Raw genomic sequence first — 21,650 nt, 5'->3', positions numbered from 1 at the left:
TCGGACGGGCAGGGAAACGGCGACGCCCGCCGCCACGGGTGTGGCAGGCGGGCGTCGGTAGGCGGACGGGACGGTCAGTCGTCGCCCTGGAGGTAGCTGAGCAGGCGCAGGATCTCCAGGTAGAGCCAGACCAGGCCGACCACGATGCCGAACGCGGCCGTCCAGGCGTAGCGCTGCGGGAGGCCCATCCGGACCCCCTCCTCGATCTGCGCGAAGTTGAGCACGAAGCTCAGCGACGCCACCACGATGCAGACCAGGCTGAAGCCGATCGCGAGCGGGCTGCCGTCGCGCAGGTGCGTGTTCACGCCGAACAGCGACAGCACCAGGTTGACGAGCATGACGCCGAACAGGCCGGCGATGATCGCCATCATGATCCGGGCGAACTTCGGGGTGGCCCGGATGATGCGCGCCTTGTAGATGATGGCCATCAGGAAGAAGACGCCGAAGCTGGCCGCCACCGCCTGGAGCACGATGCCGTTGTAGGCCGACTCGAACGCCTTGCTGACCAGGCCGACGAAGACGCCCTCGACGATCGAGTAGGCCACCACGAGCGCCGGGTTGGCGATCCGGGAGAACGAGATGATCAGGCCGAGCACCAGGCCGACCACCGCGGCGCCGATCCAGGCCACGCCGGCCAGGGAGTCCGGCACGAGCACCCACGCCGCGGCACCCGCGGCGCCGAGCAGGGCGAGCATGAGGACCGTCTTGACCACGACGTCGTCGATGGTCATCGGGGTCACGGCGGGTGGGGCCACCGGCTGGCCGTAGGCGCCCGGGTAGGGCTGCTGCGGCGGGTAATGCTGGGGGTATCCGGGCTGACCGTACGGCCCGGGCTGGGCGTACCCGGTCGCCCGCTCACGCTCGGCCGCCTGGCCGAGCCGGGCGAGCACCGGGTTCGAGGACTTCACTTCTCAGGCCTCCCTCAGGGGGTCGTTCGCACGCAGACGTGCGCCTCCAGGGTAGACGGGGAGGCCAACCCGTGTGCGGCGCGAAGCTGTGGGAAACCTGAGAGTTCGGGGGTGCCCGGGGCGGGGGTCGAACCCGCACGCCTTGCGGCAGCCGCTTTTAAGGCGGCCGTGTCTGCCGTTCCACCACCCGGGCGGGTGACACCGGCGCGTCGACGCGCGTGGCGGTGCAGATCTCACCGTAGCGGCTGCGCCGCGCCTCGGCGTACCCCGGCGGTGTGGCCGTTAGGGTCGGGCCGTGACCAGCGCCGCCCGCCCGGCCCCGGTGCCCGGCCCGGACCAGGCGCTCCGCCCCGCGCCGCCAGCCGTCGGGGCGCGGCTGGCCCGGGTGCTTGCCGCCGCCCGCCGGCACCGCGCGGACCTGCTGGTCGGGCTGGCGTACGCCGGGTTCGCCGGCTGGCTCACCCACCGCCTGTGGCCGGCGCCGGGCACCCGGATGCTCGCGCTCAACCCCGCCGACCAGACGCTCTACGAGTGGTTCCTGGCGCTCGACGCACGTGCCCTGCGCGGCGACGTCAGCCTGGTCACCGACCGGCTCAACGCGCCCGACGGGGTCAACCTGCTGGCCAACACCTCGGTGATGGCGCTCGGCGTGCTGTTCGCCCCGGTGACCCTGGTGTTCGGTGCGCCGGTGACGTTCGCGCTGCTGGTGGCCGGCAACCTGGCCGGCACGGCGGTCGCCTGGTATCTGCTGTTCAGCCGGGTGCTGGGGGCCCGCCGGCTCGCCGCCGCGCTCGGCGCGGTGCTCTGCGGTTTCGGGCCGGGCATGGTCTCGCAGAGCAACGGCCACCTGCACATGACCGCGCAGTGGCTGGTGCCGATGATCGTCTGGTTGGTGGTCCGGCTGCTGCGCGCCGCGGATCCGGCCGGCCGCCCGGACGGCCCGGACCGCCGCCGGATGGCCTCCTCGGCGGTCGGGCTGGCCGCCGTCGTCAGCGTGCAGGTCTTCGTCGGCGAGGAGGTGCTCTTCCTCACCGCGCTCACCCTGGCGGTGATGGCGGTCGGGTACGGGTTGGCCGACCGGGAGCTGGCCCGTCGCGCGCTTCCCGGTTTCGCCGGTGGGCTGCTCTGCGCCGCCGGACTGGCGCTGCTGGTGCTGGCGTACCCGCTCTGGGTGCAGTTCGCCGGCCCGCAGGGCGTGGCGGACGGGATGTTCCCGGCGGCCTACTTCTCCGCCGACCTGACCGGCTGGGTCCGGCTCTCCGCGCTCACCGTGTTCGGCAGCCCGGAGTCGGTCCGGCTGACCACCGGACCGGCCGAGTTCACCACGTTCCTGGGCTGGCCGCTGCTGCTGGTCGCGGCCGGCTGCGCGGTCTGGTCGGGGCGGCGGGCCCTGGTGCGCGCCATCGTGGCCGCGGCGCTCGTGATGGCCGCGCTCGCGCTCGGCCCGGAGGTGGTGGCCGGTGGCGAGCGGACCGGCGTACCCGGCCCGTACGCGCTGCTCGACGGCCTGCCGGTGGTGGACGGCGCGCTGCCGACGCGTTTCGCGCTGGCCGTGCTGCCACTTGTCGGCGCCGTGCTCACGCTCGCCGTGCACCGGGCGCTGCGCGAGCCGGGTCCGGCCCGCCGGCTGGTGCCGCTCGCGGTCGGCGCGGCCCTGCTCAGCGTGTTCCCCACGCCGCTGCCCACGGTCGACCGGCCGCCGCTGCCCGAGTTCGTCACCGGCGGTCACTGGCGGCAGTGCGTACGCCCCGGCGGGGTGCTGGTGCCGGTGCCGACGGCCACCCCGCGCGATCCCGGACCGATGCGCTGGGCCACCGCCGCCGGAGTCGAGTTCGGCATGCCGGAGGGCTTCTTCATCGGCCCGTACGGGCGGGGCGGCTCCGCCACCATGGGCACCTGGCAGCGCCCCACCTCGGCCCTGCTCGCCGACGTGGCCCGCCGGGGCGTGCCGCCCGCCGTCGGCGACGGGCAGCGCCGCCAGGCGGCCCGGGACGTCGCGGCCTGGCGCGCGTCGTGCGTCGCGCTCACCGACGACGCCCCGCACGCGACGGCGCTGCGCCGCACGTTGGAGGCGCTGTTCGGGCCGGGCACCCGGGTCGCCGACGCCTGGACCTGGCGGTTCAGCCCCGCGTAGCGCCGACCGGCGGGGCGGACGCCTCGGCGAACTCCTCGCGCGGGTCGTGCAACTGGCCCAGGGCGACCACCTCACGCTTGAGGAAGAACGCCAGCGACCAGTCGACCACCACCCGGACCTTGCGGTTGAGCGAGGGGATCCGCGACATGTGGTACGTCCGGTGCATGAACCAGGCCGGCCAGCCGGTCATCTTGATGCCGTAGACCTGCGCCACGCCCTTGTGCAGGCCGAGGCTGGCGACGCTGCCGACGTGCTTGTGCTTGTAGTCGACCGGCTCGCGCCCACGAACCACGTTGGCGATGTTGTCGGCCATCCGGGCCGCCTGCCGCACCGCGTGCTGCGCGCTCGGCGAGCAGAAGTTGCCCGGCTCCTTGGTCAGGTCCGGCACGGCGGCGCAGTCACCGGCGCTCCACGCGCCGTCGACCACCCGGTCGCCGTCGACTACCTGGAGCGTCGGGAGGCAGGTGACCCGGCGGCGCTCGTCGCGCGGGAGGTCCGTCGCGTCAAGCATCGGCGACGGCTTCACGCCGGCGGTCCAGACGATCGTGTCGGAGGGGAAGCTGTCCCCGTCGGAGAGCCTGACCACCCCGTCGACGCAGGACTCCAGCCGGGTGTCCAGCCGGATGTCCATGTTCCGCTTCATCAGCTGCTGCACCGTGTAGGCGCCCATGTCCCGGTCGACCTCGGGCAGCACCCGCTGGGTCGCCTCGACGAGCACCCAACGCATCTCCGCCGGCGTCAGCTCCGGGTAGTAGCGCAGCGCGTCGCGGGCCATGTCCTCCATCTCGGCGAGCGCCTCGATGCCGGCGTAGCCGCCGCCGACGAAGGTGAACGTCAGCGCCCGGCGGCGGACCTCCGGGTCGGTGGTGGCCGCCGCCACGTCGAGCCGGTCCAGCACGTGGTTGCGCAGGAAGATGGCCTCACCGATGGTCTTGAACCCGATGCCGTTCTCGTGCAGGCCGGGGATCGGCAGGGTGCGGGAGACCGAGCCGGGGGCGACCACCACGTGGTCGTACGGGATCTCCCGGGCCGGGCCGCTGATCGGCTGCACCACCGCGGTCTTGCGGTGGTGGTCGATCCGGGTGACCGTGCCGGCCACCACCGTGCACTTGCGCAACTCCCGCCGCAGCGGCACCACAGCGTGCCGAGGGGAGATGTTGCCCGCCGAGGCCTCCGGGAGGAACGGCTGGTACGTCATGTGCGGCTGCGGGTCGACGACGACGACCTCGGCCTCACGCGAGCTCAGCTTCTTGGACAGGCGCAGAGCGGCGTACAGGCCGACGTGCCCGGCACCCACGACAAGGATCCGCTTCGGATTCACGCCTCCATCTTTCCCCGGGGGGCTCGGGTAATCCCGCGCGAGACCCCCTTCTGTGACGGAGCACAACCGGTGTGACCTGCGCAACGTGCCCGGGATGTCCCGTCATCTGCGACGCAGCAGCCACCCCAACAGCGCGCTCAGCCCCACCGCGACCAGCAGCCCCGCCACGGTCGCCGCCTGCGTGCCGCCGCTGCCGCCGACCCCGCCGAGCCAGGCCAGCACGATGCCGAGCACGGCGCTCGCCAGCACCACCCCGCCGGCCCGGGTTAGCCAGCGCAGCACCAGGTCCGGATCGATCAACCCGTCGTAGGGCAGCAGCGCGGCGAGCGCGCAGAGCGTGTGCGCCAGATAGAGCAGCGTGGCCACGGCGAGCAGCCGCCACAGCGCCGGCGGCCGGTCGAAGCCGAGCGCGGCCAGCAGCCAGCCGGCGACCGTGACGAGCGCGGCGAAGGTCGGCCAGATCCGGCGTGGCCCGACCGCCGGCAGCACCGCGGCCACCGTCAGGGCCAGCAGCGCCCGCGGGGCCAGCGCCTCCGCCGGGTACGCGAGGAGGAAGCCGGCCAGCACGACGAGGAAGATGCCGCCCCGCACCAGCAGCGGCAGCGCGCTGACCCGCGCGGCCCGGTACCGCAGCCCGCGCACCCGTTCGACCACGCCGTTCATCGTGCCCGCCCTTCGTTCGCGACTGCGGGACTCCGCTCCGCTGCGTTCCTCGCGCTCACCGGCCCCCCACCCGGGGGGCGGTGGCCAGGCGGGCCACGTCGCGCAGCACCTCGTCCAGGCTGCCCGCGCCGGCCCACCGCACCACCGGCACGCCGTGCTCGCGGAGCTGGCCGATCATCGTGTCCCGGTCCAGCCGCCACAGCCGGTACGCCACCTCGGCCCAGCCCCGGTCCTTCGGCACGGGCAGCTCGGCCGGCAGCGTGTCCACCGCGACCACGAACCGGCCACCACGCGCCAGTCGGGCGAGCATCTGCGCCGACCGTTCGTCGAGCAGCGGCGTGAGCACCACCACGAGCGCGTCCGAGGAGAGCACCTGCGGGCCGAACACCTGGTCGTACGGCTCGTGCGGGGAGGACTCGGCGTGCACGTCGAGCAGCCACTCCAGCACCGTCAGGTATTGCCGCCGGCCGGTGGCCGGGCGCAGTCGCCGGGCGGCCGGACCGTACTCCAGCAGCGCCACCCGGTCGCCCCGGTGCAGGTAGTGCTCGGCGATCGCGGCGGCGGCCCGGACGGTGGTGTCGAGCACCGACGCCGGTCCGCGTACGCCGCCGGACCGGCCCGCCTCGGCCAGCACGTCCAGCAACACCACCACCTCGGCGTCCCGGTCGGAGAGGGTGGCCGCGACGTGCAGTTGGCGGGCCCGCAACGACACCCGCCAGTCGATCCGGCGCAGCCGGTCCCCGGGCGCGAAGACGCGTACGCCGGCCAGCTCGCCGCTCTCCCCCGGCCGCCGGGACCGGTGCCCGCCGACCAGCCCGGCGGCCCGGGGCATCGCCTCGACCGCGTCGAACGGCTCGGTGCGCGGATAGACCCGGGCCCGGATCGCGTCGGTGATCACCGCCCGGGAGACGAGCAGCCCGTCGGCGGCGGCGACCCGGACACCGGCCGGGCCGACCGGGTGCCGGCCCCAGCGCAGCGCGGCGCCGGTCAGTTCCAGGTCGACCGCGCTGCCCGGGGGGACGGAGGTGACGAACGGCCGGTCCGCGCCGCCGGAGCGGCTCACGTCCACCGCGGCGCCACCGAAGCCGACCTGTTCCACCCGCAGCCACGGGGACATCCGGGTCCGCACCACCGCCATGTCGTACCCGATCAGGTCCGGGTTGGCGACCGCCACCGTGGCGGCCATCGGCGCGCCCTCGACCAGGTGGGTGTCCCCGACGCTCAGCTCCAGCTCGGGTTGAACGGCTGGGCGGCGGCGCAGCGCGTACGCGGTGCCGAGCGCGAACGGCGTGGCCAGCACCACCAGGTCGATCCGGCCGAGCAGCACGGCCGCGACGATCAGCACGCCGGTGAGCAGCACGGCCCGGCCGAGCGCCCAGGTGGGCGCCCAGCCCCCCGCCGGCTCGGCCCGCGCGTCCATCAGCGCCCGGCGGCGTAGCTGGGCAGCGCGCCGCTGGCCGGGGCGGGCGTCGACTCGAGCACCTCACCGACGACGAACGCCGGGTCCACCCGGCGCAGCCACATCTCCGGCCGCAGCGTGATCCGGTGCGCCAGCGCGGGCGCGGCCACCGCCTTCACGTCCTCCGGCACCACGTAGTCCCGGTTGGCGAGCACCGCGCGCGTGCGGGACAGCAGCAGCAGCGCCAGCGAGCCGCGCGGCGACGCGCCGACGAGCACCGACGGGTGTTCCCGGGTGGCCGCGGTGAGCGACACGATGTACCGGCCGATCGAGTCCTCGACGACCACGTCCTCGAGCGCGGCCTGCATGGCGCGTAGCGTGCCGGCGTCCACCACCGGCTTGATCTCGGCCTCCTCGCGGCGGCGGGCGATCCGCCGGCGCAGCACGTCCCACTCCTCGTCGTGCGTCGGGTAGCCGAAGGAGACGCGCAGCAGGAACCGGTCGAGCTGCGCCTCGGGCAGCGGGTAGGTGCCCTCGTATTCGATCGGGTTGGCGGTGGCGAGCACGTGGAACGGCTCGTCCAGCCGGTAGGTCACGCCCTCCACCGAGACCTGCTTCTCCTGCATCGCCTCCAGCAGCGCCGACTGGGTCTTCGGCGGCGTCCGGTTGATCTCGTCGGCGAGCAGCAGGTTGGTGAAGAGCGGGCCGGCCCGGAAGGAGAAGTCGCCGCTGCTCTGGTCGTAGAGGAAGGAGCCGGTGACGTCGGCGGGCAGCAGGTCGGGGGTGAACTGGAGCCGGCGGAAGTCAAGCCCGAGCGCCTGCGCGAAGCACCGCGCGGTGAGTGTCTTGCCCAGGCCGGGCAGGTCCTCCAGCAGCACGTGGCCGCCGGCGAGGATGCCCGCCAGCACCAGTTCCAGCGCGTCGCGCTTGCCGACCACGACGGTGCCGACCGCGTCCAGGACGGCCCGGGCGAGCCGGCCCACCTCGGCGGGGGGCATGCTCCGGTCCACGTCGTTCATCAGAGTTTCTCCAGTTCGGCGACGATCGCCGCGAGGTCGCGCGGCGTCGGGGGGCGGCGGGCGGGGGTGCCGAGGAACGTCCAGAGCGGCTCGCCGAGCAGGGCACGTGCGCGAGCCGGGTCGGACTCGCGGGTCACGCCGTGCCGCTGGCGCAGCCGCTCGTCGGCCAATTCGCCCAGGCGGGGCAGCACCCGCTCGGTGAACCGTTCCCGGTTGTCGGAGCACCAGTCGAGCGGTCGTTCCCAGCCGTTGATGGCGGTCCGCAGCGCGTCCCGGGCGGACCAGTTCCAGGTGCCCGGCTCCTCCCCGCCGGCGGAGCTGCGGACACCGGCGCGGGGCGGCGGCGGGGGTGAGAGCGCGGCGGTGACCCGGCGGACGGCGAGCACCGCGAGCACACCCGCCACGATGATCCAGATCGGCACGCGCAGGCCGACCGCGCGCAGGCCGACCACGATCACCACCACCACGGCGGCGGTGATCGCGGCGGTCCGCAGCAGCATCCGCGCCCGACCGCCGGAGGGCCGTTCCGCGTCCCGGGCCGGCTCCTCGGCGGAGCCGAGCAGATCGTCGATGCTGGTGCTCATACCGGACCCGCCACGCTTGTCAGCTCGCCCCGCAGCCGCCGCAGCGCGGCCCGGGCCTGGTCCCGCATGCGCTCGTCGACCGCGTGGGTGGCGTAGCGGGCCTCCCGGTAGACGTGTGCGAAGCCGTCCAGCACATCGGCGCTGGCGATCGCCGGGATGCCGGCCGCCGGGTCGCCGCGCAGCAGCCGGCTGACCAGGTCGGTCGGGGTGTCCCCGGTCTGCCGGGGCACACCGGCGTCCTCGGCGGCCTCCTCCAGCCGCACCCAGCAGGCGATGACCGCGGTCCGCGGGTCGGTGGACCTGTCGTCCAGTTCCTCCAGGCCGGCGTCCAGGGCCGCCACCACCTCGCGCGCGGTGCCCTCGGCGGTACGCCGGGTGCGCCTCGTCGCCACCGCGCGGGTCCGGCGGCGCGGCAGGGTGCGGACGATGCTCCACAGCGCGTAGCCGACACCGGCCAACACGATCGCGGACAGCAGCGCCACGGCGGCGGTGCCCAGCCAGTCGGGCACTCCGCCCGAGGAGGGCTCGCCCACTTCCCGAGGCTCGATCCGGATCGAGGGCACCGCCTCGGGCGACGGATATTTCGGCGCGTACGGGACGCCGGGCGGGATCCGGCTGGCCCCGATGGCGGAGTGACCGGCGGCGAGCGCGGCGACCGCGAGCAGGGCCGCCACCGCCGCGACCGGCCACCACCTGCGCAGCACGCCGAAATCCATTCCACCGCCTCAGGTGTGTCAGTCCACCCCGGACAGGTGCTTCGCCCGGGTGAACACGTCGTCCAGCATCGAGGGCGTGAGCCGGCCGGTGAACGTGTTCTGTTGGCTGACGTGATAGCAGCCGAGCACCGCCGGCACGGACTCGCCGGACCAGTGTGCCCCATGCCCGAACGCCGGTCGCGGTGTGGGCGGGCGCTGTCCGTACACCTGGCGTAGCACCGGCCACCACGCGGCCCACGCGAACGCGCCGAGGGCGACCACGACGCGCAGCGTGGGGCGTACCAACTCGACCTCGCGGTGCAGCCACGGCGCGCAGGTGTCCCGCTCGGCCGGGGTGGGTTTGTTGTCCGGCGGCGCGCAGCGCACGGCGGCGAAGATGCGGGTGTCCCGCAGCGTCAGGCCGTCGTCGGCGGCGACGCTCGTCGGCTGGTTGGCCAGCCCGGCCCGGTGCAGCGCGGCGAAGAGGACGTCACCGGAGCGGTCCCCGGTGAAGATCCGGCCGGTGCGGTTGCCGCCGTGCGCGGCCGGCGCCAGGCCGAGGATCGCGATCCGCGCGTCCGGCGGGCCGAGGCCGGGGACCGGACGCCCCCAGTAGCCCTGGTCGCGGAACGCGGCCCGCTTGACCCGGGCCACCTCCTCGCGCCACGCCACCAGTCGGGGGCAGGCGAAGCAGTCGCTGACCGCGCCGTCGAGGTCGGCCAGGTCGGTCGCCCGCGCCGCGCGGGCGACCACCTCCTCGGGGGTACGCGACTCAGCCAAGCTTCGCCCGGAACAGTTCCAGCGTGCGGGCCCACGCGGTGGCGGCGGCCCGCTGGTCGAAGTGCTCCGGCCGGTCCTCGTTGAAGAAGGCGTGCGCGGTGCCCGGGTAGTCGAACGTCTGGCAGGTGCCGCCGGCTGCCTCGATGGACCGGCGTACGCCCTGCACCCCGTCGGCGGCGGACAGGCCGTCCGCCTCGGAGCAGTGGATGAGGGCGGCCTTGCCGGCGTAACCGGCCCAGTCGTCGCTGTCGGCGGGCATGCCCTCCCAGGGCAGCCGCGGGTAGAAGCCGGCGGTGGCGACGATCCGCTCGGAGGACGTGCCGGACCACAGGGCCAGGCTGGCGCCCGCGCAGAACCCGGCGCAGCCCACCTTGCCGGCGACCTCGGGCCGGTTGGCGAGGTATTCGGCGGCGGCGGCGATGTCGCTCGCCGCCTCGTCCATCTGCGTGCTGTTCAACATCTGCCGGGGCTCGGTCGGCTTGACCGCCGGCCCGCCGTGCCGGAAGTCGGGCGCGAGGGCGACGAAGCCGGCCTCGGCGAACCGGTCGACCACGGCCCGGACGTGGGGCACCAGCCCCCACCAGTCCTGGATGACGATGACCGCCGGGCTGGCCGCACCGCCGGAGGGTATCGCGAGATACCCCTCGCTCGTTCCCCCGTTGCCGGTGAAGCTCACCATTTCGCCCATGGGCCGTCCTCCTAGCGGTCAGTCAACGTTGGCTGGTCGCACAGTTGGGTGTCACGTGCCGGTAGCGTGCCACGCGATCATGGGCCCGGGGAAGACGGAACAACAGTGGCATTCACCTCCTGCCAACCCGCCGGGCAAGTGTCAGCAGCTTGGTATAGTGATTGCTAAACTCAGTCGTATGGTGGTGGGTGAGTGGGACGTCTACCTCGTCGACGAGGTGCGGCATTGGATCGACACGTTGGACGCCAACACCTACGCCCGGGTAGTTCAATCGATCGATCTCCTCGCGGAACTCGGCCCCGGACTCGGACGGCCGCTGGTGGACACCATCCGCGGTTCGTCGATGGCCAACTTGAAGGAACTCCGGCCCGGCAGCGTACGTATCCTCTTTGCGTTCGACCCGTGGCGTTCGAGCGTCCTCCTAGTGGCCGGCGACAAATCCGGTCGATGGAAGACGTGGTATCACGAAGCCATTCCGGTCGCCGAACAGCGCTACGAGCTCTACCTCAAAGATCGGGCACGAGAGGAGGAGAGGAAGGCATGAGCGACTACTCCCGGTGGCAGGACATCCGTGCCGATCACGTCGCCCGAGCCGGCGGCGAGGAGGCGGTCGAGGCGGGCAAACAGCAACTTCTTGCCGAAGTCATTGGTCATCGTCTCGCCGAGGTGCGTCGCGCCCGCGGGCTGACCCAGCAGCAGGTGGCCGACCGCATGGGCGTCACGAAGGGGCGGGTTTCGCAGATCGAACAGGGGAAAATCGCCGGCCACGAGGTCGTGGCCCGGTTCGCCGCCGCGCTGGGGGGTCGACTTCACCAGGCGATCTACTTCGACGACGGCGACATCGCGGCCATCGCATGAAGTCGCCCCCACCCCGCTACCTGAGCGATGGTGGGGGCGACCGCGGCGGTCAGCTGGTTGGTGTCGGAGTCGGCGCCTGCGACTCCGTCGAAACGCCGGGGCCGGGCGTGGGTGTCGCCGTGGGCGTGGCGCTCGCGGTCGACGCGGGCATGTCGGTGCGCGTAGGTGCCGGTGCGGGCGGGACCGCCGGCCCGAACGGGGCCGACTCCGGGCAGTACGGGTAGGCGTTGCGCGGCGCGGGCACGGCACCGGACGAGTCGAGGCAGTTCGGCCAGCCGAGGCGGATCGGCACCCCGTTCTGGTCGAAGAGCTGGGCGTCGCGGATCAGCCGCCCCTGCTGGTCGTAGACGAAGACGTCCTCGATCCGGTCGTACCGGCGATCCACCGCCACCTGCTCGTAGTCGGCGGGGTTGCCGCCGCCGGCGCGCTGGTCCACCTCGGCGAGCACGGCGACCGAGAACAACAGCAGCGCGGCGGTGCCCAGGTGGTGCAGCCGTCGCGGCCACCCGGCGAGGCCGGCGGAACGGTGGCCCCACCACACCGACGCGACGACCGCGCCGATGAGCACCAGCAACCCGGCGGAGGTATTGGTGCCGAGCCGCGGCACCAGCCCGACCTGCCCGTCCGTCATCGCGGCCACGAGCAGGGCGGCCAGCCAGCCGCGCACCAGCCACCAGGCCGGGCGTAGCGGGCGCAGGAAGTCGCTCACCGTCTCGTGCCCGAGCACCGGGCCGAGCTGGCGGTCCATCAGGCGCAACTGGGTGACCGCCTGCTCCCGCACCTCGGCCAGGCGGTGGAAGCGCGCCGGTCGCTGCCCCTCCCCGGCGCCGGCGGCGGCGCGCAGCTCGGCCGCGTACGCCTCCGGCGTGCCGAGCCGGTCGACGAGCGTGCCGTCGGCCTCGGCGGCCACCTCGGCGAGGTGTTCCGGAAGGTCCTCGGTCAACTCGTCCCGGAGCGTCGGCGGGAGGTCGGCGAGCGCGGCCCGCACCCGGTCGACGTAGTCCGTGATCTCCTGCCCAGTGACGGTCATGCCGCCATCCCCCGATCGTCGAGCAGTGCGTCCATGGTGGTGGCGAACGAGCGCCAGGTCTTGCCGGAGCGGGTGAGCTGGTCCCGCCCGGCGGCGTTCAACGAGTAGTACTTGCGGTGCGGCCCGGATTCGCTCGGCACCACGTAGGTGGTCAGCAGTCCGCCCGCGAAGAGCCGGCGCAGGGTGCCGTAGACCGAGGCGTCGCCGACCTCGGTCAGGCCGGCGTCGCGCAGCCGGCGGAGGATGTCGTAGCCGTAGCCGTCCTCGTCCTTGAGCACGGCGAGCACGGCGAGATCGAGGACACCCTTGAGGAGTTGCGTAGTATCCACACTGTGCACACTAGTGCGCATTACAGAATACCGTCAAGAACACCGCACCCCCTCCCCTCCCCCGCCCCGCCACCCCGCCGCCCCGCCGCCGTTGATCAAGGAGTTTGTGTCGGCGGTGGCGGTGGATCCGACGCAAACTCCTTGATCACCGGAGCTGGGGGGTGGGCGGTCCAGCCGACGAAGCGGTCGAACAGGTCCTGCGGGTTCGGGTTCTGTCGGAGCAGGTCGGCGGTGGCGTCGAACAGGCAGGCCGCCATGTAGATCGACAGGGCGACGCGGTCCCGCCGGTAGTCCATCAGCAGCAAGAGGCGGGCCGGCTGGCACGGCCAGGGGCCCGCGCACACCCGACAGAGCCAGCACGGCCGCATCGGCAGGTGCGGTCGCACGACCCGGCGACCGCGATCGGGTACGGGGGACACATTCGGCACACTCATCCCCCGATCGTGCTCACGTTGTTAGCGATCGTCAACCCCCATCGCTGTTATCGATCGTCAAACAATCGGCGGTACCTACCGTCAAGGTGTGCTCGAGTTCGTGGGAATCGCCGAGATCCGAGACATGCTCGGTGGCGTCTCGCGCGCCCGTGCGTCGGTGGTCGCCTCCCGGCGTGACTTCCCCGCCCCTTACCAGGTGCTCAAGATGGGCCAGATCTGGCGGAAGTCGGACGTTGAGAAGTGGGTGCGGGAGCACCGACCCGACCTGTCGACGGACTGAATCGCCACCCGAGATCTTGGAGCGAAACGGCCCCTCCAGGGGCACTTTCCTTCCAAGATCTCCTGGCGTCCTGGCAGGGCTACGCGAGGCTCCAGGCGATGCCGTCGAGGATGTCGTGTTCGGAGGCGACCACCGACGGCATGCCGGCCCGCTCCATGATGATGCGCAGCACCAGCGCGCCGGCGCCGATCACGTCCGCCCGACCGGGGTGCATCACCGGCTCGGCCAGCCGCTGCTCCCGGGTGGCGCCGAGCAGGTAGGCGGTCACCGACGCCACCCGGGCGTACGGCACCCGGGCGTGGTGGATACGGTGCGGGTCATACTCCCGGAGCCCTTCGGCCAGGGCGACCACTGTGGTGACCGAACCGGCGAGCCCGACGAGCGTGGCGGCCTCCCGGCCGGGCACGGCGGCGAGCGCCCGGTCCACCGCCGCCGCGATGTCCGCCTCGGCGGCGGCGATCTCGGCCGGGCCGGGCGGGTCGCCGTGCAGGTGCCGTTCGGTCATCCGGACGCAGCCGATGTCCACCGAGATCGCCCCGCCTACGCCATCGGAGCGGGTGCCGACCACGAACTCGGTGGAGCCGCCACCGATGTCGACCACCAGGTACGGCGGTTCGGCGTCGGCGGGCAGGCCGCGCACCGCGCCGGTGAACGAGAGTCGGGCCTCCTCGTCGCCGGTCACCACCTCCGGCGGTACGCCGAGCGTCCGCTCGACCATGGTCCGGAAGTCGTCGGCGTTGGAGGCGTCGCGGGAGGCCGAGGTGGCGCACATCCGCACCCGGTCGACGCCCGCCTTTTCGATCTCGGCGGCGTAGTCGGCGAGCGCCGCCCGGGTCCGCTCGATCGCCTCGGGCGCGAGCCTGCCGGTGCGGTCCACGCCCTGGCCCAGCCGCACGATCTCCATCCGCCGGCTGACGTCCACGAGCGGCGCCGACGGCCCGGCGGACGGATCCGGCAGGTCGGCGATCAGCAGTCGGATCGAGTTGGTCCCGCAGTCGATGGCCCCCACGCGCGCGCTCACGCCGCCCACCCTACGACAGGTGCCGCCGGCCGTCGGCGATCATGAAGCTGGCGGCGACAAACCGGACAGCGGACGCCGTCAACTTCATGATCACCGCAGAGGGGGCGCGGGGTCAGAGGCGCAGCAGCATGCGGGTGTTGCCGAGGGTGTTGGGCTTGACCCGTTCCAGGTCGAGGAACTCGGCGACACCTTCGTCGTAGGAGCGCAGGAGCTGCTCGTAGACGGGCTGCGGGACCGGGGCGCCGTCGATCTCGCGGAAGCCGAACGCGCCGAAGAAGCCGGTCTCGAACGTGAGCACGAAGATCCGGGCGACGCCCAGCTCCCGCGCCGCGTCGATCAGCTCGCCGACGATCCGGTGCCCGAGCCGGTGCCCCCGGCAGGACGGGTCCACCGCCACGGTGCGGATCTCGGCCAGGTCCTCCCACATGACGTGCAGCGCGCCGCAGCCGACCACCGTCCCGTCCGGCGTCACCGCCACCCGGAACTCCTGCACGTCCTCGTAGAGCGTGACGGTGGCCTTGCTGAGCAGCCGCCGGTCGTCGGTGTAGGTGTCCACCAGCCGGCGGATGCCGCGTACGTCGGCGGTCCGGGCGCGGCGGATCGTGACCTGCTCGACGGTGGTCACGGTGTGGGGACGTCCACGCAGGGGCCGGCGGCCCACCACTTCTCCACCAGCGCCAGCGTCTCGTCGCCGAGCGGGTTGACCCCCGGCCCGGCGCCGAGCGCGTGGCCCAGGTGCACGTGCAGGCACTTCACCCGGCCGGGCATCCCACCGGCGGAGATGCCGGCGATCTCCGGCACCTCGCCGATCGCCTCCCGGCGGGCCAGATAGTCCTCGTGCGCGGCCCGGTAGCGGGCGGCCAGCTCCGGGTCCGCGGCGAGCCGGTCGGCCATCTCCTTCATCAGCCCGGCCGACTCCAGCCGGCTGCACGCCGCGGTGGCACGCGGGCAGGTCAGATAGAACAGCGTCGGGAACGGCGTGCCGTCGGCCAGCCGGGGCGTCGTCTCCACCACGTCGGGCAGGCCGCACGGGCACCTGTGGGCCACCGCCCGGGTGCCGCGCGGCGTGCGTCCGAGCTGCGCGCCCACCGCGGCCAGGTCGGCCTCGGTGGCCGGCTGGCGCTCCGGCGGGGGTACGGAGTCCGCCGCCGGATCCTGCGGTGGTACGACGTTCAACGGGTCACGCCTTCCTCGGTCGCTCACTTGTCGGGACGCTCGGCGTTCGCCGCCTGCACGCTCGACCACAGGGTGTCGTACCACGGCTCGGGCGACGCCGGCGCCCCCGGCTTCGCGCCCTTGCCGGCGTCCCGGGCGGCGCCCTCGGCGTCCCGCAGCACCACGAGCGCCGTCTCACCCGGCCGGATCATGAAGAAGCGTTCCCGCGCCTTGGTCTCGACGTAGGCGTCGTCCTTCCACTTGGCCGCCTCGGCGGTGAGGCGCTCGATCAGCCTCCGCTGCTCGGCCTGGGACGCCTCCATCCGCTCGATGTCGGCCTGCTGGTCCAGATAGACCCGGACCGGATAGGTGTACGCCAGGGCGAGCGCGATCAGCACCGCGAACAGCACTGTGGCGCGCCCGGTGAAGCGCCGGGGTTGGGGTGCGGTGAGCCGCTTGACCGTGCCACCGGCGGCGGTACGCCGGGCCGCGGCCGGGCGGCTCGCGGAGCGTACGCCGTCGGCGGCCCGGGGTGCGCCGGGTGACCGGCCGGCGGCACGCGACTCGGCGCGGACGCCGCCGTCACGGGCCGTCGACCGGACCCGGGCACCGCCCGCCCGACCGGCCTGTCCCGGCCGGCGGACGGGCCGCTGGCCGCCCGGTGTGCGGCGCTGCTGCATCGGTCACACCCCTCCCCGGAGCGCTGCCTCAGGCCGAACGGTAGCGCGGGAACGCGCCCGCGCCGGCGTACCGCGCCGCGTCGCCCAACTCCTCCTCGATCCGCAGGAGCTGGTTGTACTTGGCCACCCGGTCGGAGCGGGCCGGCGCGCCGGTCTTGATCTGGCCGCAGCCGGTGGCGACCGCCAGGTCGGCGATGGTGGTGTCCTCGGTCTCGCCGGAACGGTGGCTCATCATGCACTTGAAGCCGGCCCGGTGCGCCAGGTCCACGGCGTCGAGCGTCTCGGTGAGCGAGCCGATCTGGTTGACCTTGACCAGCACCGCGTTGGCGGACCGCTCGGCGATGCCCCGGGCGATGCGCTGCGGGTTGGTCACGAACAGGTCGTCGCCGACGATCTGGATCCGGTCGCCGAGCGCGGCGGTCAGGGTGGCCCAGCCGCTCCAGTCGTCCTCGGCGAGCGGGTCCTCGATGGACACGATCGGGTAGTCGCCGGCGAGCTTGGTGTAGTAGTTGCTCATCTCCTCGGCGCTCTTGGCGCTGCCCTCGAACGTGTAGGTGCCGTTGTCGAAGAACTCGGTGGCGGCCACGTCGAGCGCGAAGACGACGTCGGTGCCCAGCCGGTAGCCGGCCTTCTCCACCGCCTCGGCGATCAGGTCCAGCGCGGCGGCATTCGTGGGCAGGTTGGGGGCGAAGCCGCCCTCGTCGCCGAGACCTGTCGACAGGTCCTTCTTCTTCAGCACCGACTTCAGCGCGTGGTAGACCTCGGCGCCGGAGCGCACCGCGTCCCGGAACGTCGGCGCGCCGATCGGCGCGATCATGAACTCCTGGATGTCGACGTTCGAGTCGGCGTGCGCGCCGCCGTTGAGGATGTTCATCATCGGCACCGGGAGCAGGTGCGCGTTGGGGCCGCCCAGGTAGCGGAAGAGGCTCAGCTCGGCGCTGCCGGCGGCGGCCTTCGCCACGGCCAGCGAGACGCCGAGGATGGCGTTGGCGCCCAGCTCGCCCTTGTTGTCCGAGCCGTCGATGTCGATCATCTTCTGGTCGATCAGCCGCTGCTCGCTCGCCTCGTAGCCGATGAGCTGGTCGACGATCCGGTCCTCGATGTTGGCGACCGCCTTCTCGACACCCTTGCCCAGGTAACGGCCCTTGTCACCGTCGCGCAGCTCGACCGCCTCGAAGGCGCCGGTGGAGGCGCCGGACGGCACCGCGGCGCGGGCGATCGTGCCGTCGTCGAGCCCGACCTCGACCTCGACCGTCGGGTTGCCCCGCGAGTCCAGGATCTCCCGGGCGACGATTCCCTCGATGGTTGCCACTGAGTCGCTCCTCGTTTGTGTGTACCGGTCCGGTGTGGGCCGCGACGGTGCGGCTGAGGCAGGTGTTGAACGCAGCGTATCGGTCCCCGCCCTCCGGCACGCCGCTCGGGGCGGTCCCCACGGCGGCCACTGAGACGGACATTCCCGCTTTACCGGTCGTCAACCGGCAACGGGTTTGCGAGAGGTTGCGTCGATCGACAAGGCTGGGCATCATGCCTGCCGCCTCGACGACACTCCGCGTGCTCGCCGCCTCGGTCATCGCGTCGCTCTCGGTCACCGGCTGCCAGGCCCTGGACGGCGCGGGCGTCGCGCTCGGGCGGGCCGACCTGGTCAACGACCTCGCCGCGCGGATGGACCGGGCGCTGGAGCAGACCTGGGCCGCCGACTACCAGCTCGCCGGGGGACAAACCGCGTCGATCGCGCAGACCAAGGATCCGCTGCGCTCCACCTACACCTGGTCGGGCGGCAAGATCACGGTGACCCAGGAGGCGGTGACCCGGTGCACCAGCGCCGCCGGGCGCACCTCCTGCACCGTGTCCCCGCCGGTGCTCACCGCCGGCAAGCCGTCGGTGATCGTCTACGACGAGGCGCGCAAGCAGGGTCTGGTCACCCCGCCTGCGGTGATCCGGCTGCTCACCGACGCGGCGCTGCAACCGGAGGCGGCCATCAAGCAGACCGACACCACGCTGGCCGGGCACCACGCCACATGCGTCGACGTCACGAGCGCCGGGGAACGCTTCACCGCCTGCGTGACCACCGAGGGAGTGCTCGGCAGCTTCACCGGCACGCTCGACGGCAAGGCCGCCGAGGTGACGCTCAGTCGCTACACCGAGACGGTCGAGCCGTCCGCGTTCGCCGTGCCGCCCGGCGCCGGCGTGGTGGACCGGCGCACCAAGAAGACGTCCTGACCCGTCACACCCCCAGCAGGGTGCGCAGGTGGCGCGGCGGCGGGCAGTTGTGCGCCAGCATCGCGTCGTGCCAGTCACGCACCGGCACGCCGTCCGGCCGGGAAGCGGCGATGTCGGCCATCTCGCTGTAGCCGACGAAGTAGGTGGAAAGCTGGGTGGAGGTGAGCAACGCCCGCCGCCACTTGCCGGCCGCCTCCCCCTCCTCCTGGAAGCCGCGCCCGGTCATCAACGCCATCGCGTCGGCCTCGGACAGGTCGTCGCAGTGCACGAGCTGGTCGAGCAGCGCGTTGATGGTCATCCGGAGCTGCATCTTGAGCTGCTGCAACCGCACCGGCAGCCCGCCGAAACCGAGCCCGGCCATCAGCTCCTCGGCGTAGACCGCCCAGCCCTCGATGAACACGCCGGACTCGGTGAGCGCCCGCACCCGGGTCGGGCCGGCGTAACGCCGGGCGTGGGCGAGCTGGAGGAAGTGGCCGGGCATCGCCTCGTGCACGGTCAGATTGCGGATCATGTGGTCGTTGTATTCCCGGTAGAACGACTCGACCCGCCGCGCCGGCCAGCCCGCCGGCGTGGGCGCGATGCAGTAGAACGTCGGCAGGTCTGCCGTCTCCAGCGGACCCGGCGCGTCGCAGTAGGCCACCGCCACGCCCCGGGCGAACTCCGGCATCTCCTGGATCACACACGGGTCGTCGACGAGGCCGACCAGGTCGTGGTGCCGGACGAAGTCACCGGCCTCGTCGAGCGTCACCGAGGCGAGGTCCACGATCGTCGCGTCGGCCGGGTGCTCGGCGGCCAGCAGGTCCAACGCTCGGCGTACCGTCTCGTCGTCGGCCGGACCACCGACCAGCTCGACGGCCGCCGCGCGGATCTCGTCGGTGACCCGGTCGAGGTTGGCCCACGCGCGGCGCTGCACCTCGGCGGCGCCCAGCTCGGTGTCGAGCGTGTGCCAGAGCCGCGCCTCCCAGCGCCGCCGGCCCAGCCTCGGGTCGCGCCCCGGGCCGGCGTCGGCCGCCAACCCGGCCCGCAGCCACACCACGAACTCGTCGAGCGCGGCGATCGCCGCGGTCGCCGCCGGCCCCACCCGGTCGCGCAGCGCCGGCGCCTCGGCGAGCAACGCCGGCACCTCGTCGCGCACCAGCGCGGCGGTGCCGGCGAACTGGCCGACCGCCGTCTCGGCATGGACCCGCGGCATGTCCCGCAGCGTCGCGCGTGCGGTCGACAACGCGTCCGGTACGGCGGCGAGACGCCCGGCCAGGTGCGCCAGCCGTTCCTCGACCGGCGCGTACGGCCGGGCCAGCAGCGCGTGCAGCAGCGGCCCCGGGTTGTGCCGCAACGGATCCCACTCGTGGCCGCGGATCTCGGTCGCCTCGAACAACCCCCGGTCGACCAGGGCGCTGAGCAGCGCGTGGTCGACGCTCTCGTCGGCGTCGAGCACGTCCGGGTCGATCTCGGAGAGCGCGTCGGCCGCGTCCTTCAGCATCGCCCGGTCGGCGGCGAGCGCGTCGGCGGAGAGATCGGGCAGGCGGTCGTCGTAGCGGTGGTCCCCGGCGGAGGTGGCCAGCCCGGGCCGGCTCTCCAGCAACGCTTCCACGATCCGCTCCGCGAGCGGCACGAACGCTTCCATGCCCGAACCCTACCGACCTACCCCGACGTTCCCGAGGGCTCCGGACTCGGGGGTCAGGTCGGCTGGTCTCCGGTGGCGCGTTCGGCCGCGCGGACCGCGTCGGCGTACGCCAGCGCGGCGCGACGCAGTGCGGCCTCCGGGTCGATGCCGGCCTGCCGGGCGGCGGCGACCGTGGCCAGCAGACTCGCGCCGAGGCGCGCCTCCGGGTCCACCTGCGACTGCGCGAGCGGCGGCGGCACGGCCAGGCCGACCCGACCGGCGCGGTCCAGGATCTTCGCGGCCAGGGCGAGCGCGGGCTGGCTCAACGCGACGCCGTCGAGCACCGAGTCACGGGTCTTCTCGGCCCGCTTGATCCGCTCCCAGTTCGCCTCGATCTCCTCGATCGAACCGGCCTGCTCGCCGGAGAACACGTGCGGGTTGCGCCGCACCATCTTGTCGACCAGGGTGCCGGCCACGTCGTCGACGGTCCAGCTCTCGCCCTCCGGCAGATCCTCGGCCAGCCGGGCGTGCAGCAGCACCTGGAGCAGCACGTCGCCCAGCTCCTCGCGGAGCGCGTCGGTGTCGTCGGCGCTTATCGCGTCGTACGCCTCGTAGCACTCCTCGATCAGGAAACCCGCCAGGCTGCGGTGGGTCTGCGCCCGCTTCCACGGGTCACCACCCGGCGAGGCCAGCCGGTCCATCACCTCGACCGCGTCGAGCAGCCGGGCGCCCGGCGGGTCCCAGGAGCCGTACATCAGCTCCAACTCGGCCAGCCCGGGCTGGCGGGCCAGCCGCAGCCCCAGCTCGCGGGCGAGCGCCTCGTCGCCGGCCGGGCCGGCCAGCCACACCGCGCCGCCGTGCGCCTCGGCGGCGTCCAGCAGGGCCTGCGTCGCGCCGTCGGTCACCACGCGCACCTCGGCGCCCGCCGTCCGGACCGCCCGGGTCAGCTCGCTCTCCGCGCCGGTGAGGACCGGGGCGGCGCGTACGGCGTCCCAGGCGGCCGACGTCAGCAGGCCGGCCGGCAACCGGGGCGAGGTGACCAGCAGGACGATGCGTGCGGTCATGCTCCGGGCGCCGCCGACGGGTCGACCACCGGCACCGACTCGCCGGCGTCCGGCTCCGGCGTGGAGACGTCGGTGACCGACGAACCGGGCTCACCCAGCGGCACGGCCACCGCCGGCACGTTGCCCTTGAAGCTGAGCAGTGGGAAGGCCAGCGGGCGGTAGCGCGGGTTGACCGAGACGTCGTACCCGCCGATGGCGTCGGCGAGCGACTTGCGGGTGCCCAGAGCGGAGCGGAGCTGCTCGCCGTCGAGCTGGCGGGCGGCGTCGGCGTCCGAGACGTCCGGCGGGATGGCGCCGGCGGCCCGGCCGGCGGAGATCACCGTGGCCAGCTCGTCCGGCGTGGGGGCGGCCTGCTCGGAGGCCGGCAGGCCGGACATGCAGGTGTAGAACTCGGCCACCTTCTTCGGGTACGCCGCGTCGGCGGGCAGGCCGGTCTGCTCCGCGACCTGCTCCGGGGTCACCTGGCCCTGCGGCTGGTAGCCCTTGTCGGCGGAGAGTTCCCGGCACACGTCCGACAGCACGAGGGTGGCGACCACCTGGTCCCGGGCCGGCAGCAGCGCATCGGCCTGCGGTGCGGTGGCCGGCTGGCTGGCCAGGCCGTCCCGGACCTCGTCGAGGATCGAGGTGACCTGATCCTCGGTGACGCGGGTGTCGCCGACGTAGGCGGCGACCCCGGGCTCGGTACGGCAACCGGAGAGGGCGACGAGGCCGACCGCCACGCTGGCGACGGCGACAAGACGGCGAGCACGCATGACGGTCACTCTCTCACGCCCCGTATCCGGCTG

At 73.4% G+C, this 21,650-nt stretch carries 25 protein-coding genes and 1 tRNA gene; 5 read left to right on the top strand and 21 right to left on the bottom strand.

The window, feature by feature from the left end:
* Positions 1–74 precede the first annotated feature (74 nt).
* Together O7613_RS30465 and O7613_RS30460 are read right to left on the bottom strand one after the other, a co-directional pair.
* Entirely contained in the window at positions 75–908 is an 834-nt protein-coding gene (locus tag O7613_RS30465; protein ID WP_282291252.1) for a Bax inhibitor-1/YccA family protein, read from the bottom strand.
* A 112-nt stretch (positions 909–1,020) separates the two neighbouring features.
* Positions 1,021–1,101 (bottom strand) — tRNA-Leu (locus O7613_RS30460).
* 102 nt (positions 1,102–1,203) lie between these two features.
* Here O7613_RS30460 and O7613_RS30455 point away from each other — a divergent pair.
* Entirely contained in the window at positions 1,204–3,042 is a 1,839-nt protein-coding gene (locus O7613_RS30455) for a hypothetical protein (RefSeq protein ID WP_282291250.1), read from the top strand.
* Here O7613_RS30455 and O7613_RS30450 read toward each other — a convergent pair.
* From O7613_RS30450 to O7613_RS30415, 8 genes are all read right to left on the bottom strand, one after another.
* Positions 3,029–4,363 (bottom strand): NAD(P)/FAD-dependent oxidoreductase, encoded by a 1,335-nt coding sequence (locus O7613_RS30450; RefSeq protein WP_281584908.1) that lies wholly within the window; start codon positions 4,361–4,363, stop codon positions 3,029–3,031. The genes O7613_RS30455 and O7613_RS30450 overlap by 14 nt on opposite strands.
* Positions 4,364–4,465: 102 nt before the next feature.
* Complete coding sequence (locus tag O7613_RS30445) at positions 4,466–5,026, bottom strand: hypothetical protein (RefSeq protein WP_281584909.1); 561 nt, start codon at positions 5,024–5,026, stop codon at positions 4,466–4,468.
* Positions 5,027–5,081: 55 nt separating this feature from the next.
* Entirely contained in the window at positions 5,082–6,446 is a 1,365-nt protein-coding gene (locus O7613_RS30440; protein ID WP_281584910.1) for a DUF58 domain-containing protein, read from the bottom strand.
* Positions 6,446–7,444, bottom strand: a complete 999-nt coding sequence (locus tag O7613_RS30435; protein WP_281584911.1) for a MoxR family ATPase — start codon at positions 7,442–7,444, stop codon at positions 6,446–6,448. Before O7613_RS30435 ends, O7613_RS30440 begins: the two co-directional genes overlap by 1 nt.
* Positions 7,444–8,028: a hypothetical protein gene (locus tag O7613_RS30430; protein WP_281584912.1), complete on the bottom strand. Its 585-nt coding sequence runs from the start codon at positions 8,026–8,028 to the stop codon at positions 7,444–7,446. Before O7613_RS30430 ends, O7613_RS30435 begins: the two co-directional genes overlap by 1 nt.
* Complete coding sequence (locus O7613_RS30425) at positions 8,025–8,744, bottom strand: DUF4129 domain-containing protein (protein ID WP_281584913.1); 720 nt, start codon at positions 8,742–8,744, stop codon at positions 8,025–8,027. Before O7613_RS30425 ends, O7613_RS30430 begins: the two co-directional genes overlap by 4 nt.
* A gap of 18 nt (positions 8,745–8,762) precedes the next feature.
* The gene (locus O7613_RS30420) at positions 8,763–9,476 is read right to left on the bottom strand and encodes a uracil-DNA glycosylase (RefSeq protein ID WP_282294657.1); all 714 of its coding nucleotides are present in this window, start codon (positions 9,474–9,476) and stop codon (positions 8,763–8,765) included.
* A 19-nt stretch (positions 9,477–9,495) separates the two neighbouring features.
* Complete coding sequence (locus O7613_RS30415; protein ID WP_281584914.1) at positions 9,496–10,191, bottom strand: dienelactone hydrolase family protein; 696 nt, start codon at positions 10,189–10,191, stop codon at positions 9,496–9,498.
* A gap of 178 nt (positions 10,192–10,369) precedes the next feature.
* Here O7613_RS30415 and O7613_RS30410 point away from each other — a divergent pair, with 178 nt between their 5' ends.
* Complete coding sequence (locus O7613_RS30410; protein WP_282291247.1) at positions 10,370–10,735, top strand: type II toxin-antitoxin system RelE/ParE family toxin; 366 nt, start codon at positions 10,370–10,372, stop codon at positions 10,733–10,735.
* Positions 10,732–11,049: a helix-turn-helix transcriptional regulator gene (locus O7613_RS30405; RefSeq protein ID WP_282291245.1), complete on the top strand. Its 318-nt coding sequence runs from the start codon at positions 10,732–10,734 to the stop codon at positions 11,047–11,049. The genes O7613_RS30410 and O7613_RS30405 overlap by 4 nt, the downstream gene beginning before the upstream one ends.
* A 49-nt stretch (positions 11,050–11,098) precedes the next feature.
* Here O7613_RS30405 and O7613_RS30400 read toward each other — a convergent pair whose 3' ends face one another.
* The 3 genes from O7613_RS30400 to O7613_RS30390 all read right to left on the bottom strand — a co-directional run bounded on the left by O7613_RS30400 (position 11,099) and on the right by O7613_RS30390 (position 12,842).
* Entirely contained in the window at positions 11,099–12,079 is a 981-nt protein-coding gene (locus tag O7613_RS30400) for a hypothetical protein (protein WP_282291244.1), read from the bottom strand.
* Positions 12,076–12,408 carry a PadR family transcriptional regulator gene (locus tag O7613_RS30395; RefSeq protein ID WP_282291243.1) on the bottom strand — a complete coding sequence of 111 codons (333 nt, stop codon included), beginning with the start codon at positions 12,406–12,408 and terminating at the stop codon, positions 12,076–12,078. The genes O7613_RS30400 and O7613_RS30395 overlap by 4 nt, the downstream gene beginning before the upstream one ends.
* Before the next feature lie 95 nt (positions 12,409–12,503).
* Positions 12,504–12,842 carry a hypothetical protein gene (locus O7613_RS30390; protein ID WP_282291242.1) on the bottom strand — a complete coding sequence of 113 codons (339 nt, stop codon included), beginning with the start codon at positions 12,840–12,842 and terminating at the stop codon, positions 12,504–12,506.
* A gap of 100 nt (positions 12,843–12,942) precedes the next feature.
* Here O7613_RS30390 and O7613_RS30385 point away from each other — a divergent pair, with 100 nt between their 5' ends.
* Positions 12,943–13,122 carry a hypothetical protein gene (locus O7613_RS30385; protein WP_282294656.1) on the top strand — a complete coding sequence of 60 codons (180 nt, stop codon included), beginning with the start codon at positions 12,943–12,945 and terminating at the stop codon, positions 13,120–13,122.
* Between the two features lie 79 nt (positions 13,123–13,201).
* On the opposite strand, the gene O7613_RS30380 is transcribed toward O7613_RS30385, so the two are convergent.
* The 5 genes from O7613_RS30380 to eno form a co-directional block, all read right to left on the bottom strand.
* Positions 13,202–14,131 carry a Ppx/GppA phosphatase family protein gene (locus tag O7613_RS30380; RefSeq protein ID WP_282294655.1) on the bottom strand — a complete coding sequence of 310 codons (930 nt, stop codon included), beginning with the start codon at positions 14,129–14,131 and terminating at the stop codon, positions 13,202–13,204.
* Positions 14,132–14,255: 124 nt separating this feature from the next.
* Entirely contained in the window at positions 14,256–14,768 is a 513-nt protein-coding gene (locus O7613_RS30375) for an amino-acid N-acetyltransferase (RefSeq protein WP_281584918.1), read from the bottom strand.
* Positions 14,765–15,319: a DUF501 domain-containing protein gene (locus O7613_RS30370; RefSeq protein WP_282291241.1), complete on the bottom strand. Its 555-nt coding sequence runs from the start codon at positions 15,317–15,319 to the stop codon at positions 14,765–14,767. Before O7613_RS30370 ends, O7613_RS30375 begins: the two co-directional genes overlap by 4 nt.
* 23 nt (positions 15,320–15,342) lie before the next feature.
* Positions 15,343–15,978, bottom strand: coding sequence for a septum formation initiator family protein (locus O7613_RS30365; protein WP_281584920.1), 636 nt, complete (start codon positions 15,976–15,978; stop codon positions 15,343–15,345).
* Between the two features lie 28 nt (positions 15,979–16,006).
* Positions 16,007–17,290: a phosphopyruvate hydratase gene (eno, locus tag O7613_RS30360; protein ID WP_282291239.1), complete on the bottom strand. Its 1,284-nt coding sequence runs from the start codon at positions 17,288–17,290 to the stop codon at positions 16,007–16,009.
* 212 nt (positions 17,291–17,502) lie between these two features.
* Here eno and O7613_RS30355 point away from each other — a divergent pair, with 212 nt between their 5' ends.
* On the top strand, positions 17,503–18,198 hold the full coding sequence (locus tag O7613_RS30355) for a hypothetical protein (protein ID WP_282291238.1): 696 nt from the start codon (positions 17,503–17,505) through the stop codon (positions 18,196–18,198).
* A 4-nt stretch (positions 18,199–18,202) separates the two neighbouring features.
* Here O7613_RS30355 and O7613_RS30350 read toward each other — a convergent pair whose 3' ends face one another.
* From O7613_RS30350 to O7613_RS30340, 3 genes are read right to left on the bottom strand one after another with little or no spacing between them, the layout of a single operon-like run.
* Complete coding sequence (locus O7613_RS30350; protein WP_282291235.1) at positions 18,203–19,822, bottom strand: DUF885 domain-containing protein; 1,620 nt, start codon at positions 19,820–19,822, stop codon at positions 18,203–18,205.
* A 53-nt stretch (positions 19,823–19,875) separates the two neighbouring features.
* On the bottom strand, positions 19,876–20,865 hold the full coding sequence (locus tag O7613_RS30345) for a nucleoside triphosphate pyrophosphohydrolase (RefSeq protein WP_282291234.1): 990 nt from the start codon (positions 20,863–20,865) through the stop codon (positions 19,876–19,878).
* A complete protein-coding gene (locus tag O7613_RS30340) occupies positions 20,862–21,617 on the bottom strand; it encodes a hypothetical protein (protein WP_281584925.1) in 756 nt (251 codons plus the stop codon). Before O7613_RS30340 ends, O7613_RS30345 begins: the two co-directional genes overlap by 4 nt.
* Between the last annotated feature and the right edge of the window lie 33 nt (positions 21,618–21,650).

Source organism: Micromonospora sp. WMMD975 (assembly GCF_029581215.1).
Lineage (GTDB): Bacteria > Actinomycetota > Actinomycetes > Mycobacteriales > Micromonosporaceae > Micromonospora.
This window is presented reverse-complemented; position numbering and strand designations above follow the sequence as displayed.

What these genes read in the sequence shown, in the direction of transcription:
- O7613_RS30415 (WP_281584914.1), bottom strand. Translation starts at nt 10,191, where the DNA reads ATGGGCGAAATGGTGAGCTTCACCGGCAACGGGGGAACGAGCGAGGGG.
- O7613_RS30445 (WP_281584909.1), bottom strand. Translation starts at nt 5,026, where the DNA reads ATGAACGGCGTGGTCGAACGGGTGCGCGGGCTGCGGTACCGGGCCGCG.
- O7613_RS30410 (WP_282291247.1), top strand. Translation starts at nt 10,370, where the DNA reads ATGGTGGTGGGTGAGTGGGACGTCTACCTCGTCGACGAGGTGCGGCAT.
- O7613_RS30340 (WP_281584925.1), bottom strand. Translation starts at nt 21,617, where the DNA reads ATGCGTGCTCGCCGTCTTGTCGCCGTCGCCAGCGTGGCGGTCGGCCTC.
- O7613_RS30405 (WP_282291245.1), top strand. Translation starts at nt 10,732, where the DNA reads ATGAGCGACTACTCCCGGTGGCAGGACATCCGTGCCGATCACGTCGCC.
- O7613_RS30350 (WP_282291235.1), bottom strand. Translation starts at nt 19,822, where the DNA reads ATGGAAGCGTTCGTGCCGCTCGCGGAGCGGATCGTGGAAGCGTTGCTG.
- O7613_RS30425 (WP_281584913.1), bottom strand. Translation starts at nt 8,744, where the DNA reads ATGGATTTCGGCGTGCTGCGCAGGTGGTGGCCGGTCGCGGCGGTGGCG.
- O7613_RS30365 (WP_281584920.1), bottom strand. Translation starts at nt 15,978, where the DNA reads ATGCAGCAGCGCCGCACACCGGGCGGCCAGCGGCCCGTCCGCCGGCCG.
- O7613_RS30430 (WP_281584912.1), bottom strand. Translation starts at nt 8,028, where the DNA reads ATGAGCACCAGCATCGACGATCTGCTCGGCTCCGCCGAGGAGCCGGCC.
- O7613_RS30435 (WP_281584911.1), bottom strand. Translation starts at nt 7,444, where the DNA reads ATGAACGACGTGGACCGGAGCATGCCCCCCGCCGAGGTGGGCCGGCTC.
- O7613_RS30440 (WP_281584910.1), bottom strand. Translation starts at nt 6,446, where the DNA reads ATGGACGCGCGGGCCGAGCCGGCGGGGGGCTGGGCGCCCACCTGGGCG.
- O7613_RS30345 (WP_282291234.1), bottom strand. Translation starts at nt 20,865, where the DNA reads ATGACCGCACGCATCGTCCTGCTGGTCACCTCGCCCCGGTTGCCGGCC.
- O7613_RS30355 (WP_282291238.1), top strand. Translation starts at nt 17,503, where the DNA reads ATGCCTGCCGCCTCGACGACACTCCGCGTGCTCGCCGCCTCGGTCATC.
- O7613_RS30400 (WP_282291244.1), bottom strand. Translation starts at nt 12,079, where the DNA reads ATGACCGTCACTGGGCAGGAGATCACGGACTACGTCGACCGGGTGCGG.
- O7613_RS30390 (WP_282291242.1), bottom strand. Translation starts at nt 12,842, where the DNA reads ATGAGTGTGCCGAATGTGTCCCCCGTACCCGATCGCGGTCGCCGGGTC.